Source organism: Streptomyces sp. NPDC001401, from assembly GCF_042895385.1.
GTDB lineage: Bacteria > Actinomycetota > Actinomycetes > Streptomycetales > Streptomycetaceae > Streptomyces.
On the sequence record NZ_JBIAWI010000019.1, the window covers coordinates 117,187 to 132,035 of the forward strand.

Consider the following 14,849-nt stretch of genomic DNA (forward strand, 5'->3'; position numbering starts at 1 on the left):
ACGGGGATGACTGTCGGCACGAGCAGGGCAAGGGGAGCACGGGACGTGCGGCGTATGCCCACGCCCCGGTACGGCGACCTTGCCGAGCTCGGCATCGACCCCGACGAGCTGCCCGACGGTCTCGTGATCGCCGACGAGCACGGGCACGTCATCTGCTTCAACGCCGCCGCTGAGCGCATCACCGCCCTTCCCGCCCAGGACGCCCTCGGGCAGCGGCTGGAGAAGGCGCTGCCGTTAGAGGACCTGGAGGGGCGGCGCTGGTGGCAGCTGACCGACCCGTACGGAGGGCTGGCCATTCGCGTGCGTCAGCCCGAGCGGAACCTCCTGCTGCCCGGCGGCCGGGAGGTTCTCGTGTCCGCGCGATACGTGCGCAGCGAGTCCACGGGGCCCGTCCGCCGTGTCGTCGTGTCACTCCGCGACACGGAGGCCCGCCGCCGCACCGAGCGCAGCCATGCCGAGCTGATAGCGACCGTGGCCCACGAGCTGCGCTCGCCGCTCACCTCGGTGAAGGGCTTCACCGCCACGCTCCTCGCCAAGTGGGAACGGTTCACCGACGACCAGAAGCGGCTGATGCTGGAGACCGTCGACGCGGACGCCGACCGGGTCACCCGGCTCATCGCCGAGCTGCTGGACATCTCGCGGATCGACAGCGGGCGGCTGGAGGTACGCCGCCAGCCCGTCGACATCGGCGCGGCCGTGGGGCGGCACATCCAGGCGTACGTCGCCGCCGGGCAGCCCGCCGACCGGTTCCTGCTGCGCCTCGAACAGCCGCTGCCCGATCTGTGGGCCGACCCCGACAAGATCGACCAGGTGCTCAGCAACCTGCTGGAAAATGCCGTGCGGCACGGCGAGGGAACCGTCACGATTGACATCACGGCCACGGCGTCCCCCCGAGAGGACGAGGACACCGGCACGTCGGTCACGGTGAGCGACGAGGGGCCCGGCATCCCGGAGGAGTCCATGAACCGCGTCTTCACCCGCTTCTGGCGGGGCAGCAAGCGCGGCGGCACGGGCCTCGGGCTCTACATCGTCAAGGGCATCGTCGAGGCCCACGGCGGCACCATCACGGTCGGCCGCGCCCCCCAGGGCGGCGCCGAGTTCCGATTTACGTTGCCCGTGGCGGCGCCGGCGTATCTCGCCTGACGGCCCACGGGCGCATTCGTACACCTCCACCCCGTTAGACTCGGCCTTTGGCACCTTTGTGTCCCATGGACGGCCCTCTGACCTCTGTGTGAGTCGGTGACGGGGACCTTCAGCCAGCCAATCGGAAGCACGGGAAGAGATGTCGGCACCGAATAAGTCGTACGACCCTGTAGAGGTCGAGGCGTTGAAACCGGAAGAGATCGAGCGCATGCGGGACGAGGCGCTCGCCGCCTTTGCCGCAGCGAGCTCCCTCGACGCGCTCCAGGAGGCCAAGGTCGCCCACACCGGGGGCACCTCCCCGCTGGCCCTCGCCAACCGCGAGATCGGCGCCCTGCCCCCGCACGCCAAGGCAGCCGCCGGAAAGCTCGTCGGCCAGGCCCGTGGCGCCGTGAACAAGGCCCTCGCCGGTCGCCAGGCCGAGCTCGAGGCCGAGCGGGACGCGCGCGTGCTGGTCGAGGAGTCGGTGGACGTCACGCTGCCGTACGACCGCGTACCGGCCGGCGCCCGCCACCCGCTGACGACCCTGTCGGAGCGCATCGAGGACGTCTTCGTGGCCATGGGCTACGAGGTCGCCGAGGGCCCGCAGGTCGAGGCCGAGTGGTTCAACTTCGACGCCCTGAACATCGGCCCGGACCACCCGGCCCGCGGCGAGGCCGACACCTTCTTCATCGAAGGCCCGGACGGCGGCACCGAGTCCGGCGTCGTGCTGCGCACCCACACCTCGCCCGTGCAGATCCGCTCGCTGCTCAGCCGCGAACTGCCGGTGTACGTGATCTGTCCCGGCGTCGTGTACCGCACCGACGAGCTGGACGCGACGCACACGCCCGTCTTCCGCCAGGTCGAGCTGCTCGCCGTCGACGAGGGCCTGACCATGGCCGACCTCAAGGGCACCCTCGACCACATGGTCCAGTCGCTGTTCGGCGAGGACATGAAGACGCGGCTCAGGCCGAACTTCTTCCCGTTCACCGAGCCGTCCGCCGAGATGGACATGGTCTGCTACGTCTGCCGCGGCGAGTCCGTCGGCAACCCCGACCGCCCCTGCCGCACCTGCTCCTCCGAGGGCTGGATCGAGCTCGGCGGCTGCGGCATGGTCAACCCGCGCGTGCTCACCGCCTGCGGCGTCGACCCGGAGAAGTACAGCGGATTCGCCTTCGGGTTCGGCATCGAACGGATGCTGATGTTCCGCCACAACGTCGAAGACATGCGAGACATGGTCGAGGGTGACATCCGGTTCACCCGGCCGTTCGGGATGGAGATCTGATGCGGGTCCCGCTTTCCTGGCTGCGGGAGTACGTCGACCTGCCGGCCACTCAGACCGGGCGTGACGTCCAGGCCAAGCTCATCTCGGCGGGCCTCGAGGTCGAGACCGTCGAGCACCTCGGTGCCGACCTCAAGGGCCCGCTCGTCGTCGGCCAGGTGCTGACGATCGAGGAGCTGACGGAGTTCAAGAAGCCGATCCGCTTCTGCACCGTCGACGTCGGCCAGGCCAACGGCACGGGTGAGCCGCAGGAGATCGTCTGCGGCGCCCGCAACTTCGCCGTCGGCGACAAGGTCGTCGTGGTCCTGCCGGGCGCCACGCTGCCGGGCGGCTTCTCGATCTCCGCGCGCAAGACGTACGGCAAGACGTCCCACGGCATGATCTGCTCCAGCGACGAGCTGGGCATGGGCGACGACGGCACCAAGGGCATCATCGTGCTGCCGCCGGAGGCCGAGATCGGCAAGGACGCCATCGAGCTGCTCGAACTGGTCGACGAGGTCCTCGACATCGCCGTCACCGCCAACCGCGGCGACTGCCTGTCCATCCGCGGTGTCGCCCGCGAGACCGCCATCGCCTACGGCCTGCCGCTGCGCGACCCGGCACTCCTCGACGTCCCCGGCCCGAACGCGTACGGCTACCCGGTCCAGGTCTCCGACCCGCTCGGCTGCGACCGCTTCACCGCGCGCACGGTCACCGGTCTGAGCCCCGAGGCGCGCTCCCCGATCTGGCTGCAGCGCCGCCTGCAGAAGGTCGGCATGCGCCCGATCTCGCTCGCGGTCGACGTCACCAACTACGTGATGATGGAGCTCGGCCAGCCGCTGCACGCCTACGACCGCAACCTGGTCCAGGGCACGATCGGCGTCCGCCGCGCGGCCGAGGGCGAGAAGATCGTCACCCTCGACGGCGTCGAGCGGAAGCTGCACGCCGAGGACCTGGTGATCACGGACGACCGCGGCCCGATCGGCCTCGCGGGCGTCATGGGCGGCGCGAACACGGAGATCGCCGACCATGACGACGTGGAGAACGCGTCGACGGACGTGGTCATCGAGGCCGCGCACTTCGACCAGGTCTCCATCGCGCGCACGGCCCGCCGGCACAAGCTGTCCTCCGAGGCGTCCCGTCGCTTCGAGCGCGGCGTCGACCCGCAGGCCGCGTCCGCCGCCGCCCAGCGCACCGTCGACCTGCTGGTGCTGCTCGCGGGCGGCACCGCCGAGGCCGGCGTCACCGAGGTCATCGCGCCGTCCGCGCCGCACACCATCACCGTTCCGGCCAACCACCCGGACAAGGTGGCGGGTGTCGACTACGGCCGCGAGATCGTCGTACGGCGCCTCCAGGAGGTCGGCTGCGACGTGTACGGGCAGGACGAGCTGATCGTCACCGTCCCGTCCTGGCGGCCCGATCTCGACGATGTGAACGACCTGGCCGAAGAGGTCATCCGCCTCGAGGGCTACGAGAACCTGCCCTCCACGCTGCCCAAGCTGCCCTCCGGCCGCGGGCTGACCCACCGGCAGCGGCTGCACCGCCGGGTGGGGCGGGCGCTGGCCGGTGCCGGGTACGTCGAGGCGCCGAACTACCCGTTCATCGGCGAGCAGGTCTTCGACCAGCTGCTGCTTGAGGCCGACGACCCGGCCCGCCGTGTGGTGCGCCTGACCAACCCGCTCAACGACGAGGAGCCCGCGCTGCGCACGTCGCTGCTGCCGGGGCTGCTCGCCGCGCTGCGGCGCAACAACGGCCGGGGCTCGCACGACCTGGCGCTGTTCGAGACCGGCCTGGTCTTCCTCCCGCGTGAGGAGCAGAAGGCCGCCGTCGCCCTGCCCGTCGACCGGCGTCCCACCGACGAGGAGATCGCTGAGCTGAACGCCGCGCTGCCCGAGCAGCCGCGCCACGTCGCCGTCGTCCTCGCGGGCGCCCGCGAGCAGGCCGGCTGGTGGGGCAAGGGCCGTCCGGCGGACTGGGCCGACGCGGTCGAGGCGGGGCGCGCCGCCGCGCGGGAAGCCGGTGCCGAACTGATGGTCCGCAAGGGCCAGTACGGTCCTTGGCACCCCGGCCGCTGCGCCGAGTTCGTGGTCGTCGTCGACGGCACGGAGACGGTGATCGGCCACGCGGGTGAGCTGCACCCGCGCGTGGTGAAGGCCCTGGGGCTGCCCGAGCGCACCAGCGCGATGGAGATCGACCTGGATGTGCTGGAGGAGGTCGGCAACGACACCCCGCAGGCGCCGGGCATCTCCACGTTCCCCGTGGCCACGCAGGATGTCGCGCTGGTCGTCGACAAGTTCGTGCCGCATGCCGACGTCGAAGCTGCGCTGCGGGACGGGGCGGGTGAACTGTTGGAGGGCATCCGGCTGTTCGACGTCTATGAGAACGCCGAGCAGTTGGGTGAGGGCAAGAAGTCGCTGGCTTATGCGCTGCGGTTCCGGGCCCCCGACCGCACCCTGACCGTTGACGAGGCGTCTGCGGCTCGGGATGCGGCGGTTGCCCTCGCGGGCGAGCGTGCGGGAGCAGTTCTTCGGGGCTAGTTCGCCCAAGGGGCGGGGAGCTGTTGTCGGTTGGCGGCTGCGGGTCTTCTGTGGCTTGTCGCGCAGTTCCCCGCGCCCCTTTGGGGCGCATCAGTCCCCCCTAGCTGCATAAATGCGGGTGGCCTGGAAGTTGTCACTCATTTGGGTGGCAACCTCCGGTGATCTGGCCCTATCCGGCCATGCGGTCGACAGAATCGGACCGGCCTTTCGGGGTCGGTCCGTCTGTGCTGTCAGGGCCTAATGGGGGGCCAATCGGCATGATTCGCATCAAGGCTGGGGTTCCCCGCAGGGCGGGGCGGCACCCGTTGCGGCGGGTGCTCGCGCTGGGGCTGCCCACTGTGTGGGGCGCCGTGGCGATCACCTACAAACTGGCCTGTCCGCTCGCCCAGCAGAACGGGCTGGGGGCGCGCATCGGTACCAGTGCCGTCTTCTTCGCCGTGGGGACCGGGCTGATATTCCACGTCCGGCACGCGCTGCTGCGTGAGCTCAGGGAAGCCCGGCAGGTCGCGGGCGCCGCGCAGAGTGTGCTGCTGCGGCCGCTGCCGCCACGGATCGACGGGCTGAACATCGCCGCGGCCCAGCTGTCCGCGGACCGCGGTGCGGCCATCGGCGGAGATCTGTACGAGGTCATCGCCACCGAGCACGGAGTGCGGGTCGTGATGGGCGATGTGCGCGGGCACGGGCTCGCCGCCATCAGCACGGTCGCCGCCGTGCTCGGCAGCTTCCGCGAGGCCGTGCACGACGAGGCCGAACTCGGCAGTGTCCTGCGGCGGCTGGAGCGGGCACTGGCTCGGCATCTGCGGGAGCGGGCCCGCGCCGAGCACCCCTCGGCCGGACCCGAGCCGGACAACCCGGTCGCCGAGGAGTTCGTCACCGTACTGCTGCTGGAGATCCGGCCGGACGGCGAGGTGAGCATCCTCAACTGCGGGCACCCCTGGCCGTATCTGCTGGGGCCGGCCCGGGCCGAACTGCTGACCCGGGCCGAACCGCTGCCTCCCCTCGGGCCGTTCCCGTTGCCCGCCGAGCTGCCCGCCCACCACTGCGGCAGGCTCCTGCCCGGCGATGCGCTGTTCCTGCACACGGACGGTGTCGAGGACGCCCGTGACGGACGTGGCCGGTTCTTTCCGCTGCCGGCCGCGCTCGCCGAGGCCGTCGGTGCCGGGCCGGTCTCCCCGCAGTCGGTACTGCGCGCCGTCTTCGCCGGGCTGCTGCGCCACTCCGGGGGAAGACCTGCCGATGACGTCGCGCTGCTCGTCCTGCGCAACGACCGCTGCCGTGTCGTACGACCTCCTGGCGAGCCGGTCGGACACCGGGCGCACCGCCTCACGTGACGTCGAGGCCGCGAATCGCCACGCTCCCCCGCGGTGCGCCCGGCGCTCCCGCGTGGTCTGGGCGGGTCCCCTCGTGATGTGTCTGCGCGGCACGCCGTCCGCCCCGCCACGGAGTGTCGGGCAGGCAGCTGGGCGGACGGCGCGGAAGCGGGCCGCCGCACTGTACGAGGGGGAGCCGGCGGCCCGGCCGGCCTCTTGCGAGGCATTTCAGTCAACCGGCTGGAAACTCTCCGCGACAGTGCGCGTACGCTGCGGATTCGGGCACTCCGTTCACACCCCGTGTGAAGGCGTTCGCACTACGCTGACGGCACCGAGCGATCCGGGGGGCACCCATGCAGCCCAACACTCTGCTCGACGCGATCCTGGACGAGGCCGGGATCTCGCATGCGGGGCTGGCGGCACACGTCAATCAGGCGGGGCGGGCGCGCGGCCTCGCGCTCCGGTACGAACACACCGCCGTGGCACGGTGGTTGAAGGGGCAGCGGCCCCGAGGCCAGGTGCCCGACCTGATCTGCGAGGTGCTCGCGGGACGGCTGCACCGTCCGGTCACGCTCGACGACATCGGCCTCGGTGTGCCCGGTGAGCCGTCCACACCGCACGGCACCTCGCTGTCCGGCTTCGTGGAGCGCGCCACCGCGCTGTGGCGCTCCGACGAGCAGCAGCGCCCGCACATCCTGGGTGCGCCCGCGGTCACCGGCACGCCCGCCGTCATGCCCGTGTGGGAGTGGGAGAACCCGCCCGAGGACGTGGACGTCTCGCGCGGCGGCCGGCACCGGGTCACCGCCTCGGACATCGAGATGCTGCGCGCCGCCCGCACCCACTACGAGCAGATGTACCGGAAGGCGGGTGGCATAGCGACCCGCACCCGGATCGTCGGCTTCCTCAATGCGGAGGCCGCGCCGCTGCTGCGCGGCAGCTACACCGACGCCACCGGCCGCCAACTGCACCGGGCCACGGGCGGGTTAGTGGCCATTGCGGGCATCTGCGCGTACGACTCCGACGCCCACGGACTGGCCCAGCGCTACTTCCACCAGGCGCTGCGGCTGGCAAAGGCCAGCGGGGACCGGGGCCTTGGCGCCTATGTGATCGCGCTGCTGGTCAACCAGGCCCTGTTCATGCGGGAGTACCGGCAGGCGGTCGCCTTCGCGGAGGCCGCGCTGCGCGCCGCCGGGAAGCACATCACCCCGGCGCTCGCCTGCGATCTCTACGCGATGCAGGCCAAGGCGTACGCACACCTCGGCGACGGCACGACCGCGCTGTCCTGCATCCGGCGTGCCGAGCAGGCCGCCGAACGCATCCGGCGCGGATACGAACCCGACGAAACCGGCTATGTCCAGCCGGGGCTGGTCAACGTCCAGGTGGCGGAGGCACTGCTCAGCCTCGGCGAACTCGTGGCCGCGGGGGAGCACGCCGCGGCGGCCGTCGACAATCCCGCGCACGACCGCGGCCGGGTGCACCGGCTCGCCATGCTCAGCACGATCGAACTGCGCCAGGGCAACGCCGACAAGGCCGTGGCCACCGCGGTGCAGATGGCCGAACAGGCCCGCGGAATGGAGTCCCAGCGGCTGCGCGACAGACTCCGGGCGGTACGCGAGTACCTGGTGCGCAGCGGCTGTGCGGGCACCGCCGAAGCCGCCGAACTCATCGACGGGGCACTGCGCGTACCGCTGTAGGCAGGTTCCTGAGCACCGACACCCACAGTCCCTGCTGCGATATTGCCACTTACTCGACGGAAGGTGGCAGAACCGTGCAGTGGACGAAACAGAACGAACGAACTGTGTATGAAAACCGCTGGTTCACCGTCAACCTGGCAGATGTGGAACTGCCGGACGGGCGGCACCTGGACCACTTTCTGATACGGCTGCGGCCCGTCGCCGTGGCCACGGTGGTGAACGAGGCCAATGAAGTCCTCCTCCTGTGGCGCCACCGTTTCATCACCGACAGCTGGGGGTGGGAACTCGCTGCGGGCGTGGTCGAGGACGGCGAGGACATCGCCGTCGCGGCCGCCAGGGAACTCGAGGAAGAGACCGGCTGGCGACCGGGACCGCTGCAGCACCTCATGAGCGTCGAGCCGTCCAACGGCCTCACCGACGCCCGGCACCACATCTACTGGGCCGACGAGGGCGAGTACGTCGGACACCCCGTGGACGACTTCGAGTCGGACCGCCGGGAATGGGTCCCCCTCAAGCTCGTCCCCGACATGGTCGCCCGCGGCGAGGTCCCGGCCGCCAACATGGCGGCCGCGTTACTGCTCCTGCACCACCTCAGGCTCGGGTAGGACGCCTGGCCCTGATCCCCCCACCGCGTCCTGGTCCTGAGTCAGTGGCCCAGGGCCTGCCATATCGTCGCCACGAGCGCGCCCACCGCGGTCAGTGTCGCTATCGCGGGCAGTGGCCAGCGGGCGTGCTCCAGGGCGATGATCCGTGCGCTCAGGTCGTCGAGGTCCTTGTCCGTCTCCTCGGTGCGATGGTTGAGCAGGGCCAGCCCTCCCTCGACGCGCGCGTAGGCGACGTCGAGGCGGCGGCGTAACTCTGCGAGTTCTCCTTGGACCACGGGATGCTCCGGGTCGGCGGTCACGGGTCCGCTCCTTTCCGTAGTCGTCACATCCGTTGCATGCGCATGAAGAGTCAACTCGCCTGGTGGACACGTGGGGAGCGTGTGCGAGGGGCATATGCGTGCCCGGCGCGCACACGGTGTGTGAATGACACGGGCCCGGCGCTCCGAAGAGTGCCGGGCCCGTGTCGGTCGCACTGTGTAATCAGCACCCTGGAACGGGCACTGTGCAAAAGGCCGTCGAGGTCAGCCGTAGGTGTAGAAGCCCGACCCGGACTTCCGGCCGAGCCGTCCCGCGTCGACCATGCGCTGCAGCAGCGGGGGAGCGGCGTACAGCGGCTCCTTGTACTCCTCGTACATCGAAAAGGCGACGGACGCGACCGTGTCCAGGCCGATCAGGTCGGACAGCTTCAGCGGGCCCATCGGGTGGGCGCAGCCCATCTCCATGCCGTTGTCGATGTCCTCGCGGCTGGCGATGCCCGACTCGAACATCCGGATCGCGGAGAGCAGGTAGGGGATCAGCAGCGCGTTGACCACGAAGCCGGAGCGGTCCTGGGCGCGGATGGCGTGCTTGCCGAGGACCTTCTCCGCGAACAGCTGGGCCCGGCCGAGCGTGCCCTCGGAGGTGGTGAGCGCCGGGATCAGCTCGACGAGCTGCTGCACCGGGGCCGGGTTGAAGAAGTGGATGCCGACGACCTGGTCGGGCCGCGAGGTGGCGACCGCCAGCCTCACCAGCGGAATGGAGGAGGTGTTGGAGGCGAGGATCGCGTCAGGCCGGGTCACGACCTGGTCGAGCACCTGGAAGATCTCGGTCTTGACCTGCTCGTTCTCGACGACGGCCTCGATCACCAGGTCGCGGTCGGCGAACTCGCCCAGGTCGGTCGTGAAGGTGAGCCGCTCCTGTGTCGCCGCCAGCTCCTCCGCGGTGATCTTGCCGCGCTCGGCCGCCTTGGAAAGGGAGTTGAACAGCCGGGTCCGGCCGATCTCCAGGGCCTCGCCGGTGGTCTCGGCAACCTTCACGTCCAGACCGGAACGGGCGCACACCTCGGCGATGCCGGCTCCCATCTGGCCGCAGCCGACCACTCCGACGCGCGCGATGTCTCCTGATGGGATGCCGGTCACATCGTCCCCTTCGCTGATCTACGAGTGCGGCAGGTCCCCCGTGGTTCGGTGCCTGCTCCAAACCTGCACGTTACCTCCGGCGATCGTTGATCGATCGTTCGGGTACCGCGTGGCAGTCTGACGCGGGAGGTGGCCCGGGTCGAGAATCTCCCCCGGCCACGCACATCAGCGCATGGAGGTAGGGGAATGCTGCACCGTAGGTCTCGGCTGTCGCGGCGGGCGTTCGCAGCGACGGCCCTGTCGGCTCTCGTGGCGGGGGGCGGTGCAGTGGCGGCGAGTGCGGCGATGGCGGGCGGCGATTCCGAGCGCCGGTCCCTGCGTGAGATGCGGGGCGTCTGGGTGGCGAGCGTGGCCAACCGGGACTGGCCCTCCAAGCCGGGGCTGACCGTCGCCGAGCAGCGGGCCGAGCTGATCGCGATCCTGGACCGTGCCGTGCACAGCCGCCTCAACGCCGTGATGTTCCAGGTGCGCCCGACGGCCGACGCCTTGTGGCCCTCGCCGTACGAGCCCTGGTCGCAGGTCCTCACCGGCACCCAGGGCCAGGACCCGGGCTGGGACCCGCTGGGCACGGCGGTGAAGGAGGCCCACGCCCGCGGTCTGGAACTGCACGCCTGGTTCAACCCGTACCGCATCGCCAACCACACCGACGTGACGAAACTGGTCGCCTCCCACCCCGCGCGCAGGCACCCGGACTGGGTGGTGACCTACGGCGGGAAGCTCTACTACAACCCGGGGCTGCCGAAGGTCCGTGCCTTCGTGCAGAACGCGATGCTCGACGCGGTGCGGAAGTACCCCGTGGACGCCGTCCACTTCGACGACTACTTCTACCCGTACCCCGTGACCGGCCAGACCTTCGACGACGACGCGGCCTACGCCCGCCACGGCAAGGCCTTCCCGGACCGGGATGCCTGGCGCCGCAACAACATCGACAAGCTGGTGTCCGAAATGGCCGCGCGGATCAAGCAGACCCGGCCGGGCACGCGCTTCGGGATCAGCCCGTTCGCGGTGTGGCGCAACGCCGCCACCGACTCGCGCGGCTCGGACACCCGGGCGGGCGTGCAGACGTACGACGATCTGCACGCGGACACCCGCAAATGGGTGCGGGAGAACTGGATCGACTACATCGCCCCGCAGGTCTACTGGAACATCGGCTTCGCCGCCGCCGACTACGCCAAGCTGCTGCCGTGGTGGTCGGAGGTCGCGCGCGGCACCGGGACGCAGGTGTACGTGGGGGAGGCGCTGTACAAGGCCGGCGACCCGGCGCAGTCCGCGGCCTGGCAGGACGTCGCCGAACTCTCCCGCCATCTCACCCTGGCCAAGGACCACCCGCAGGTGCGCGGGCACATCTTCTTCGCCGCCAAGGACGTGGCGACCGACCGGATCGGCGCGATGGCGCGGGTGGTCGCCGACCACTACCAGCGGCCGGCGAAACCCCCGCGCTGACCGGAGCGCGCTAGCGTTGCGGTTCCTTGTGCCGGATCTCGGTGTCGGGGCCGGGGGAGCAGATGCCCGTGTGCCCGTCCTCGAAGCGGACGCGGTACGGGGGGGTGCCCTCCTGGCCCAGTATTTCGACGATCTCGCCGACCTTGTCGTGTTGGCCGACCACCCTGCCGTGCTGGACAAGCTGGTCGCCCACGGTTGCACGCATCTGTAGGGCCTCCTCACCAGGTGCGGGAGCAGCGGTCCGTGGCCTTGAGTCTACGGCGCAGGGCCACGGTTGGAACCGGCGCGTACGCGCCGCTCAGCTCCGCGTCCGCTGCGTGACGGCGATGCAGACCAGCACCGCCGCGGCCGTCAGCGGGGCGGCCACCGTCAGGTGCTCGCCCAGCAGCAGCACCGACCACACCAGTGTGAGCAGGGGTTGGGCCAACTGCAACTGGCTGGCCTTGGGGATGCCGATCGCCGCCATCCCGCGGTACCAGACGACCAGGCCGAGGAACTGCGAGCCCGCCGCGACCCACAGCAGCCCCGCCACACTGTGCGCGGTCAGCCGCACGGGCTCGTACGACAGCGCCAGTGCGGCGGCCGGCCCGCTCAGCGGCAGGCACAGCACCAGCGCCCAGCCGATGACCTGCCAGCCCGGCATGACCCGGGCCAGCCGGCCGCCCTCGGTGTAGCCGGCCGCGCACACCAGCAGCGCGCCGAACAGATACAGGTCCGCGGTGGTCAGCGCACCGCCGCTCTGCTGCACCGTGAAGGCGACGACCGCGGCCGCGCCCGCGAGGGCCGCCGTCCAGAAGGTGCGGGACGGGCGGGTGCCCATGCGCAGGGCGGAGAACAGGGCGGTCGTGAGCGGGAGCAGGCCCACCACGACGGCGGCGTGCGCGGTGGTCGACGTCTGCAGGGCGAGTGTGGTGAGCAGGGGGAAGCCGAGGACCACTCCGGCGGCGACGACCGCGAGACCGGCCCAGTGGCGGCGGCCGGGCAGCGGCACGCGCAGTGCCAGCAGACAGGTCCCCGCGATCAGGGCCGCGAGAACGCTGCGCACGGCCACCAGGGACCAGGGCCCGAAGCCCTCCAGTCCCCAGGCGGTGGCGGGGAAGGTGAGGGAGAAGGCGACTACGCCGAGGGCGGCCAGGAGGGTGCCGGTGCGGCGGCCCGCGGGGGTCATCGGGGCGGGTGGACGCGCGGCGCCGTCCGGGGTGGTGCGGGCGCCCGGATGCCCGCTGCCGTCGGCCGCGGTCGGCTGTCGGGCGGCATCCGGCGCGCTCGCCGGAGCCGCGGCTCCCGGGACCTCCGGTCGGTGGACGCCGGTGTCTGCCGACCCGGCCTCGGTGTCGACCGCTATCCGGCTGGAAGCAGTAGCGCTACTCTGTTCTCTCATGTACGAGAGTAGCAGTGTCGGTGAACTGGCGAATCAGCTGCGGCGGGAACTCAACCGCTACTCCCCGGGTGGAAAGCTCCCCTCGAGCCGGTCCCTCGTCGAGCGGTTCCGGGTCAGTCCGGTGACCGTCTCGCGTGCCCTGGGGCAGCTGGCCGCCGAGGGCCTGGTGGTGACCCGGCCGGGAGCCGGTGCCTTCCGTGCCGAGCCGCGCGGCGCGACCGCTCCCGCAGGTGACACCTCCTGGCAGGAGGTCGCCCTCAGTGCGGACGGCGCCGCCGACCTCGTACCGCGCTCCGTGGACGCCTCCGGGGTCACGGTCTCCCTCGCCGCCCCGCCGCCCGGAGTCGTCGAGTTCAACGGCGGCTATCTGCACCCGTCGTTGCAGCCCGAGCGGGCGATGGCGGCGGCCCTGTCCCGGGCGGGCCGTCGCCCCGGCGCCTGGGGGCGGCCGCCGATGGAGGGGCTGGCGGAGCTGCGCGAGTGGTTCGCGCGCAGCATCGGCGGCGGGGTCACCGCCGCCGGGGTGCTGATCGCGGCGGGCGGCCAGTCCGCGCTGACCACCGCCCTGCGCGCGCTCGCCCCGCCCGGAGCGCCGGTGCTCGTCGAATCGCCCACGTATCCGGGCATGCTGGCGATCGCGCGGGCGGCGGGCCTGCGGCCGGTGCCGGTCCCGGTGGACGCGGACGGCGTCAAACCGTCTCTCCTCGCCGATGCGTTCCGGGCGACCGGCGCGCGGGTGTTCGTCTGCCAGCCGCTGTTCCAGAACCCGACCGGCGCCGTGCTCGCCCCGGAACGGCGCGGGGAGGTGCTACGGATCGCCCGCGAGGCCGGCGCGTTCGTCGTCGAGGACGACTTCGTACGACGGCTCGTGCACGAGGACGCCGGACCGCTGCCGAGCCCCCTCGCCGCCGACGACCCCGACGGAGTCGTCGTCCACGTCTGCTCGCTCACCAAGGCAACCTCGCCGAGCTTCCGGGTGAGTGCCCTGGCCGCCCACGGCCCGGTCCTGGAACGGCTGCGCGCCATCCAGGTCGTCGACACCTTCTTCGTCCCCCGCCCGCTCCAGGAAGCTGCCCTCGAACTCGTCGGCTCGCCCGCCTGGCCGCGCCATCTGCGCGCGATCTCGGCGGAGTTGAAGACGCGCCGCGACACCATGACCGCGGCACTGCGGCTGGAACTCCCCGAACTCTCCCTCCCGCACATCCCGTCGGGCGGCTACCACCTGTGGCTGCGCCTGCCCGACGGCGCGGACGAAGCCGCCCTGACGGCAGCGGCTCTGCGCGCGGGCGTTGCCATCACCCCCGGCCGCCCGTACTTCAGCGCGGAGTCCCCGGCCCCGCACGCCCGGTTGAGCTTTGCTGCGGTCGCGGGGACGGGGGAGATCGCGGAGGGGGTGCGGCGGCTGCGTGCGGCCTGCGACGAGGCGCTCCGCGGGGTGCGCCGTTGATCGTCTGCGGCTCCGTCGTGGCTGGTCGCGCCCACGCGGCGGAGCCGCACATCGATACAGCCCCGCGCCCCCAAAGGCCGTTGCCGCACCATTGGCAGGGGCACCGACAGCGCCCGGTCCCGTTAAAAACCGCTCGACGTCTTCGTCCCCGCTTGCGAGTCTCCCGCCATGAACGACACCCCGAGCCTCCCCGAGGGCTACGAGATCTCGACCGACCCGGCCCGCATCGACGTCGAACGCGTCCACCGCTGGCTGTCCACCGACGCCTACTGGGCAAAGGGCCGGCCGCGCGAGAAGCAGGAGCGGGCGATCGCCGGGTCGCTCAACTTCGGGGTATATGAGACGGTTTCGGGGGAGCAGGTAGCGTATGCGCGGGTCATCACCGATCGGGCGACCTTCGCCTGGTTGTGCGACGTCTACGTCGACCGGTCCGTGCGCGGCAAGAACATCGGTACGGCCATGGTGGGCGCCGTACGCGACCACCTGGAGCCGTACGGACTGCGGCGCATCCTGCTCGCCACCGCCGATGCGCACGGTGTCTACGCGAAGCTCGGCTTCGCGCCGCTGGACCCGCCGGACATCTGGATGGCCCTCGTTTTCGAGTGACTTGTCCGGCAGGTCCTGACCCTGAAGTAAGGTTTTGGCCACCGTCGGT

At 71.3% G+C, this 14,849-nt stretch carries 13 protein-coding genes; 9 read left to right on the forward strand and 4 right to left on the reverse strand.

What is annotated here, in order from left to right; translation table 11 throughout:
* Positions 1–6 precede the first annotated feature (6 nt).
* The 6 genes from ACFY10_RS43180 to ACFY10_RS43205 all read left to right on the forward strand — a co-directional run bounded on the left by ACFY10_RS43180 (position 7) and on the right by ACFY10_RS43205 (position 8,526).
* Positions 7–1,143, forward strand: coding sequence for an ATP-binding protein (locus ACFY10_RS43180; protein ID WP_390670817.1), 1,137 nt, complete (start codon positions 7–9; stop codon positions 1,141–1,143).
* A gap of 139 nt (positions 1,144–1,282) precedes the next feature.
* On the forward strand, positions 1,283–2,404 hold the full coding sequence (pheS, locus tag ACFY10_RS43185; protein ID WP_390670818.1) for a phenylalanine--tRNA ligase subunit alpha: 1,122 nt from the start codon (positions 1,283–1,285) through the stop codon (positions 2,402–2,404).
* Positions 2,404–4,917, forward strand: coding sequence for a phenylalanine--tRNA ligase subunit beta (pheT, locus tag ACFY10_RS43190; protein WP_390670819.1), 2,514 nt, complete (start codon positions 2,404–2,406; stop codon positions 4,915–4,917). Before pheS ends, pheT begins: the two co-directional genes overlap by 1 nt.
* Positions 4,918–5,174: 257 nt before the next feature.
* Positions 5,175–6,248 (forward strand): PP2C family protein-serine/threonine phosphatase, encoded by a 1,074-nt coding sequence (locus tag ACFY10_RS43195; protein ID WP_390670820.1) that lies wholly within the window; start codon positions 5,175–5,177, stop codon positions 6,246–6,248.
* 332 nt (positions 6,249–6,580) lie between these two features.
* Positions 6,581–7,921, forward strand: a complete 1,341-nt coding sequence (locus ACFY10_RS43200) for a transcriptional regulator (RefSeq protein WP_390670821.1) — start codon at positions 6,581–6,583, stop codon at positions 7,919–7,921.
* A gap of 74 nt (positions 7,922–7,995) precedes the next feature.
* The gene (locus ACFY10_RS43205; RefSeq protein WP_390670823.1) at positions 7,996–8,526 is read left to right on the forward strand and encodes an NUDIX hydrolase; all 531 of its coding nucleotides are present in this window, start codon (positions 7,996–7,998) and stop codon (positions 8,524–8,526) included.
* Positions 8,527–8,567: 41 nt separating this feature from the next.
* Here the strand turns inward: ACFY10_RS43205 and ACFY10_RS43210 are convergent, their stop codons facing one another.
* The gene (locus ACFY10_RS43210; RefSeq protein WP_390670824.1) at positions 8,568–8,825 is read right to left on the reverse strand and encodes a hypothetical protein; all 258 of its coding nucleotides are present in this window, start codon (positions 8,823–8,825) and stop codon (positions 8,568–8,570) included.
* A gap of 222 nt (positions 8,826–9,047) precedes the next feature.
* Complete coding sequence (locus tag ACFY10_RS43215; RefSeq protein WP_390670825.1) at positions 9,048–9,923, reverse strand: 3-hydroxybutyryl-CoA dehydrogenase; 876 nt, start codon at positions 9,921–9,923, stop codon at positions 9,048–9,050.
* Positions 9,924–10,109: 186 nt separating this feature from the next.
* On the opposite strand from ACFY10_RS43215, the gene ACFY10_RS43220 reads away from it, so the two are divergent.
* Positions 10,110–11,366 (forward strand): glycoside hydrolase family 10 protein, encoded by a 1,257-nt coding sequence (locus tag ACFY10_RS43220; protein WP_390670826.1) that lies wholly within the window; start codon positions 10,110–10,112, stop codon positions 11,364–11,366.
* A gap of 10 nt (positions 11,367–11,376) precedes the next feature.
* Here ACFY10_RS43220 and ACFY10_RS43225 read toward each other — a convergent pair whose 3' ends face one another.
* Complete coding sequence (locus ACFY10_RS43225; protein ID WP_390670827.1) at positions 11,377–11,571, reverse strand: DUF1918 domain-containing protein; 195 nt, start codon at positions 11,569–11,571, stop codon at positions 11,377–11,379.
* A gap of 93 nt (positions 11,572–11,664) precedes the next feature.
* The gene (locus ACFY10_RS43230; protein ID WP_390670828.1) at positions 11,665–12,747 is read right to left on the reverse strand and encodes a DMT family transporter; all 1,083 of its coding nucleotides are present in this window, start codon (positions 12,745–12,747) and stop codon (positions 11,665–11,667) included.
* Here ACFY10_RS43230 and ACFY10_RS43235 point away from each other — a divergent pair.
* Both ACFY10_RS43235 and ACFY10_RS43240 read left to right on the forward strand, forming a co-directional pair.
* On the forward strand, positions 12,746–14,194 hold the full coding sequence (locus ACFY10_RS43235) for a PLP-dependent aminotransferase family protein (protein WP_390670829.1): 1,449 nt from the start codon (positions 12,746–12,748) through the stop codon (positions 14,192–14,194). The two genes, ACFY10_RS43230 and ACFY10_RS43235, sit on opposite strands and share 2 nt — an antisense overlap.
* Positions 14,195–14,362: 168 nt before the next feature.
* Positions 14,363–14,800, forward strand: a complete 438-nt coding sequence (locus tag ACFY10_RS43240; protein ID WP_390670830.1) for a GNAT family N-acetyltransferase — start codon at positions 14,363–14,365, stop codon at positions 14,798–14,800.
* Positions 14,801–14,849 lie beyond the last annotated feature (49 nt).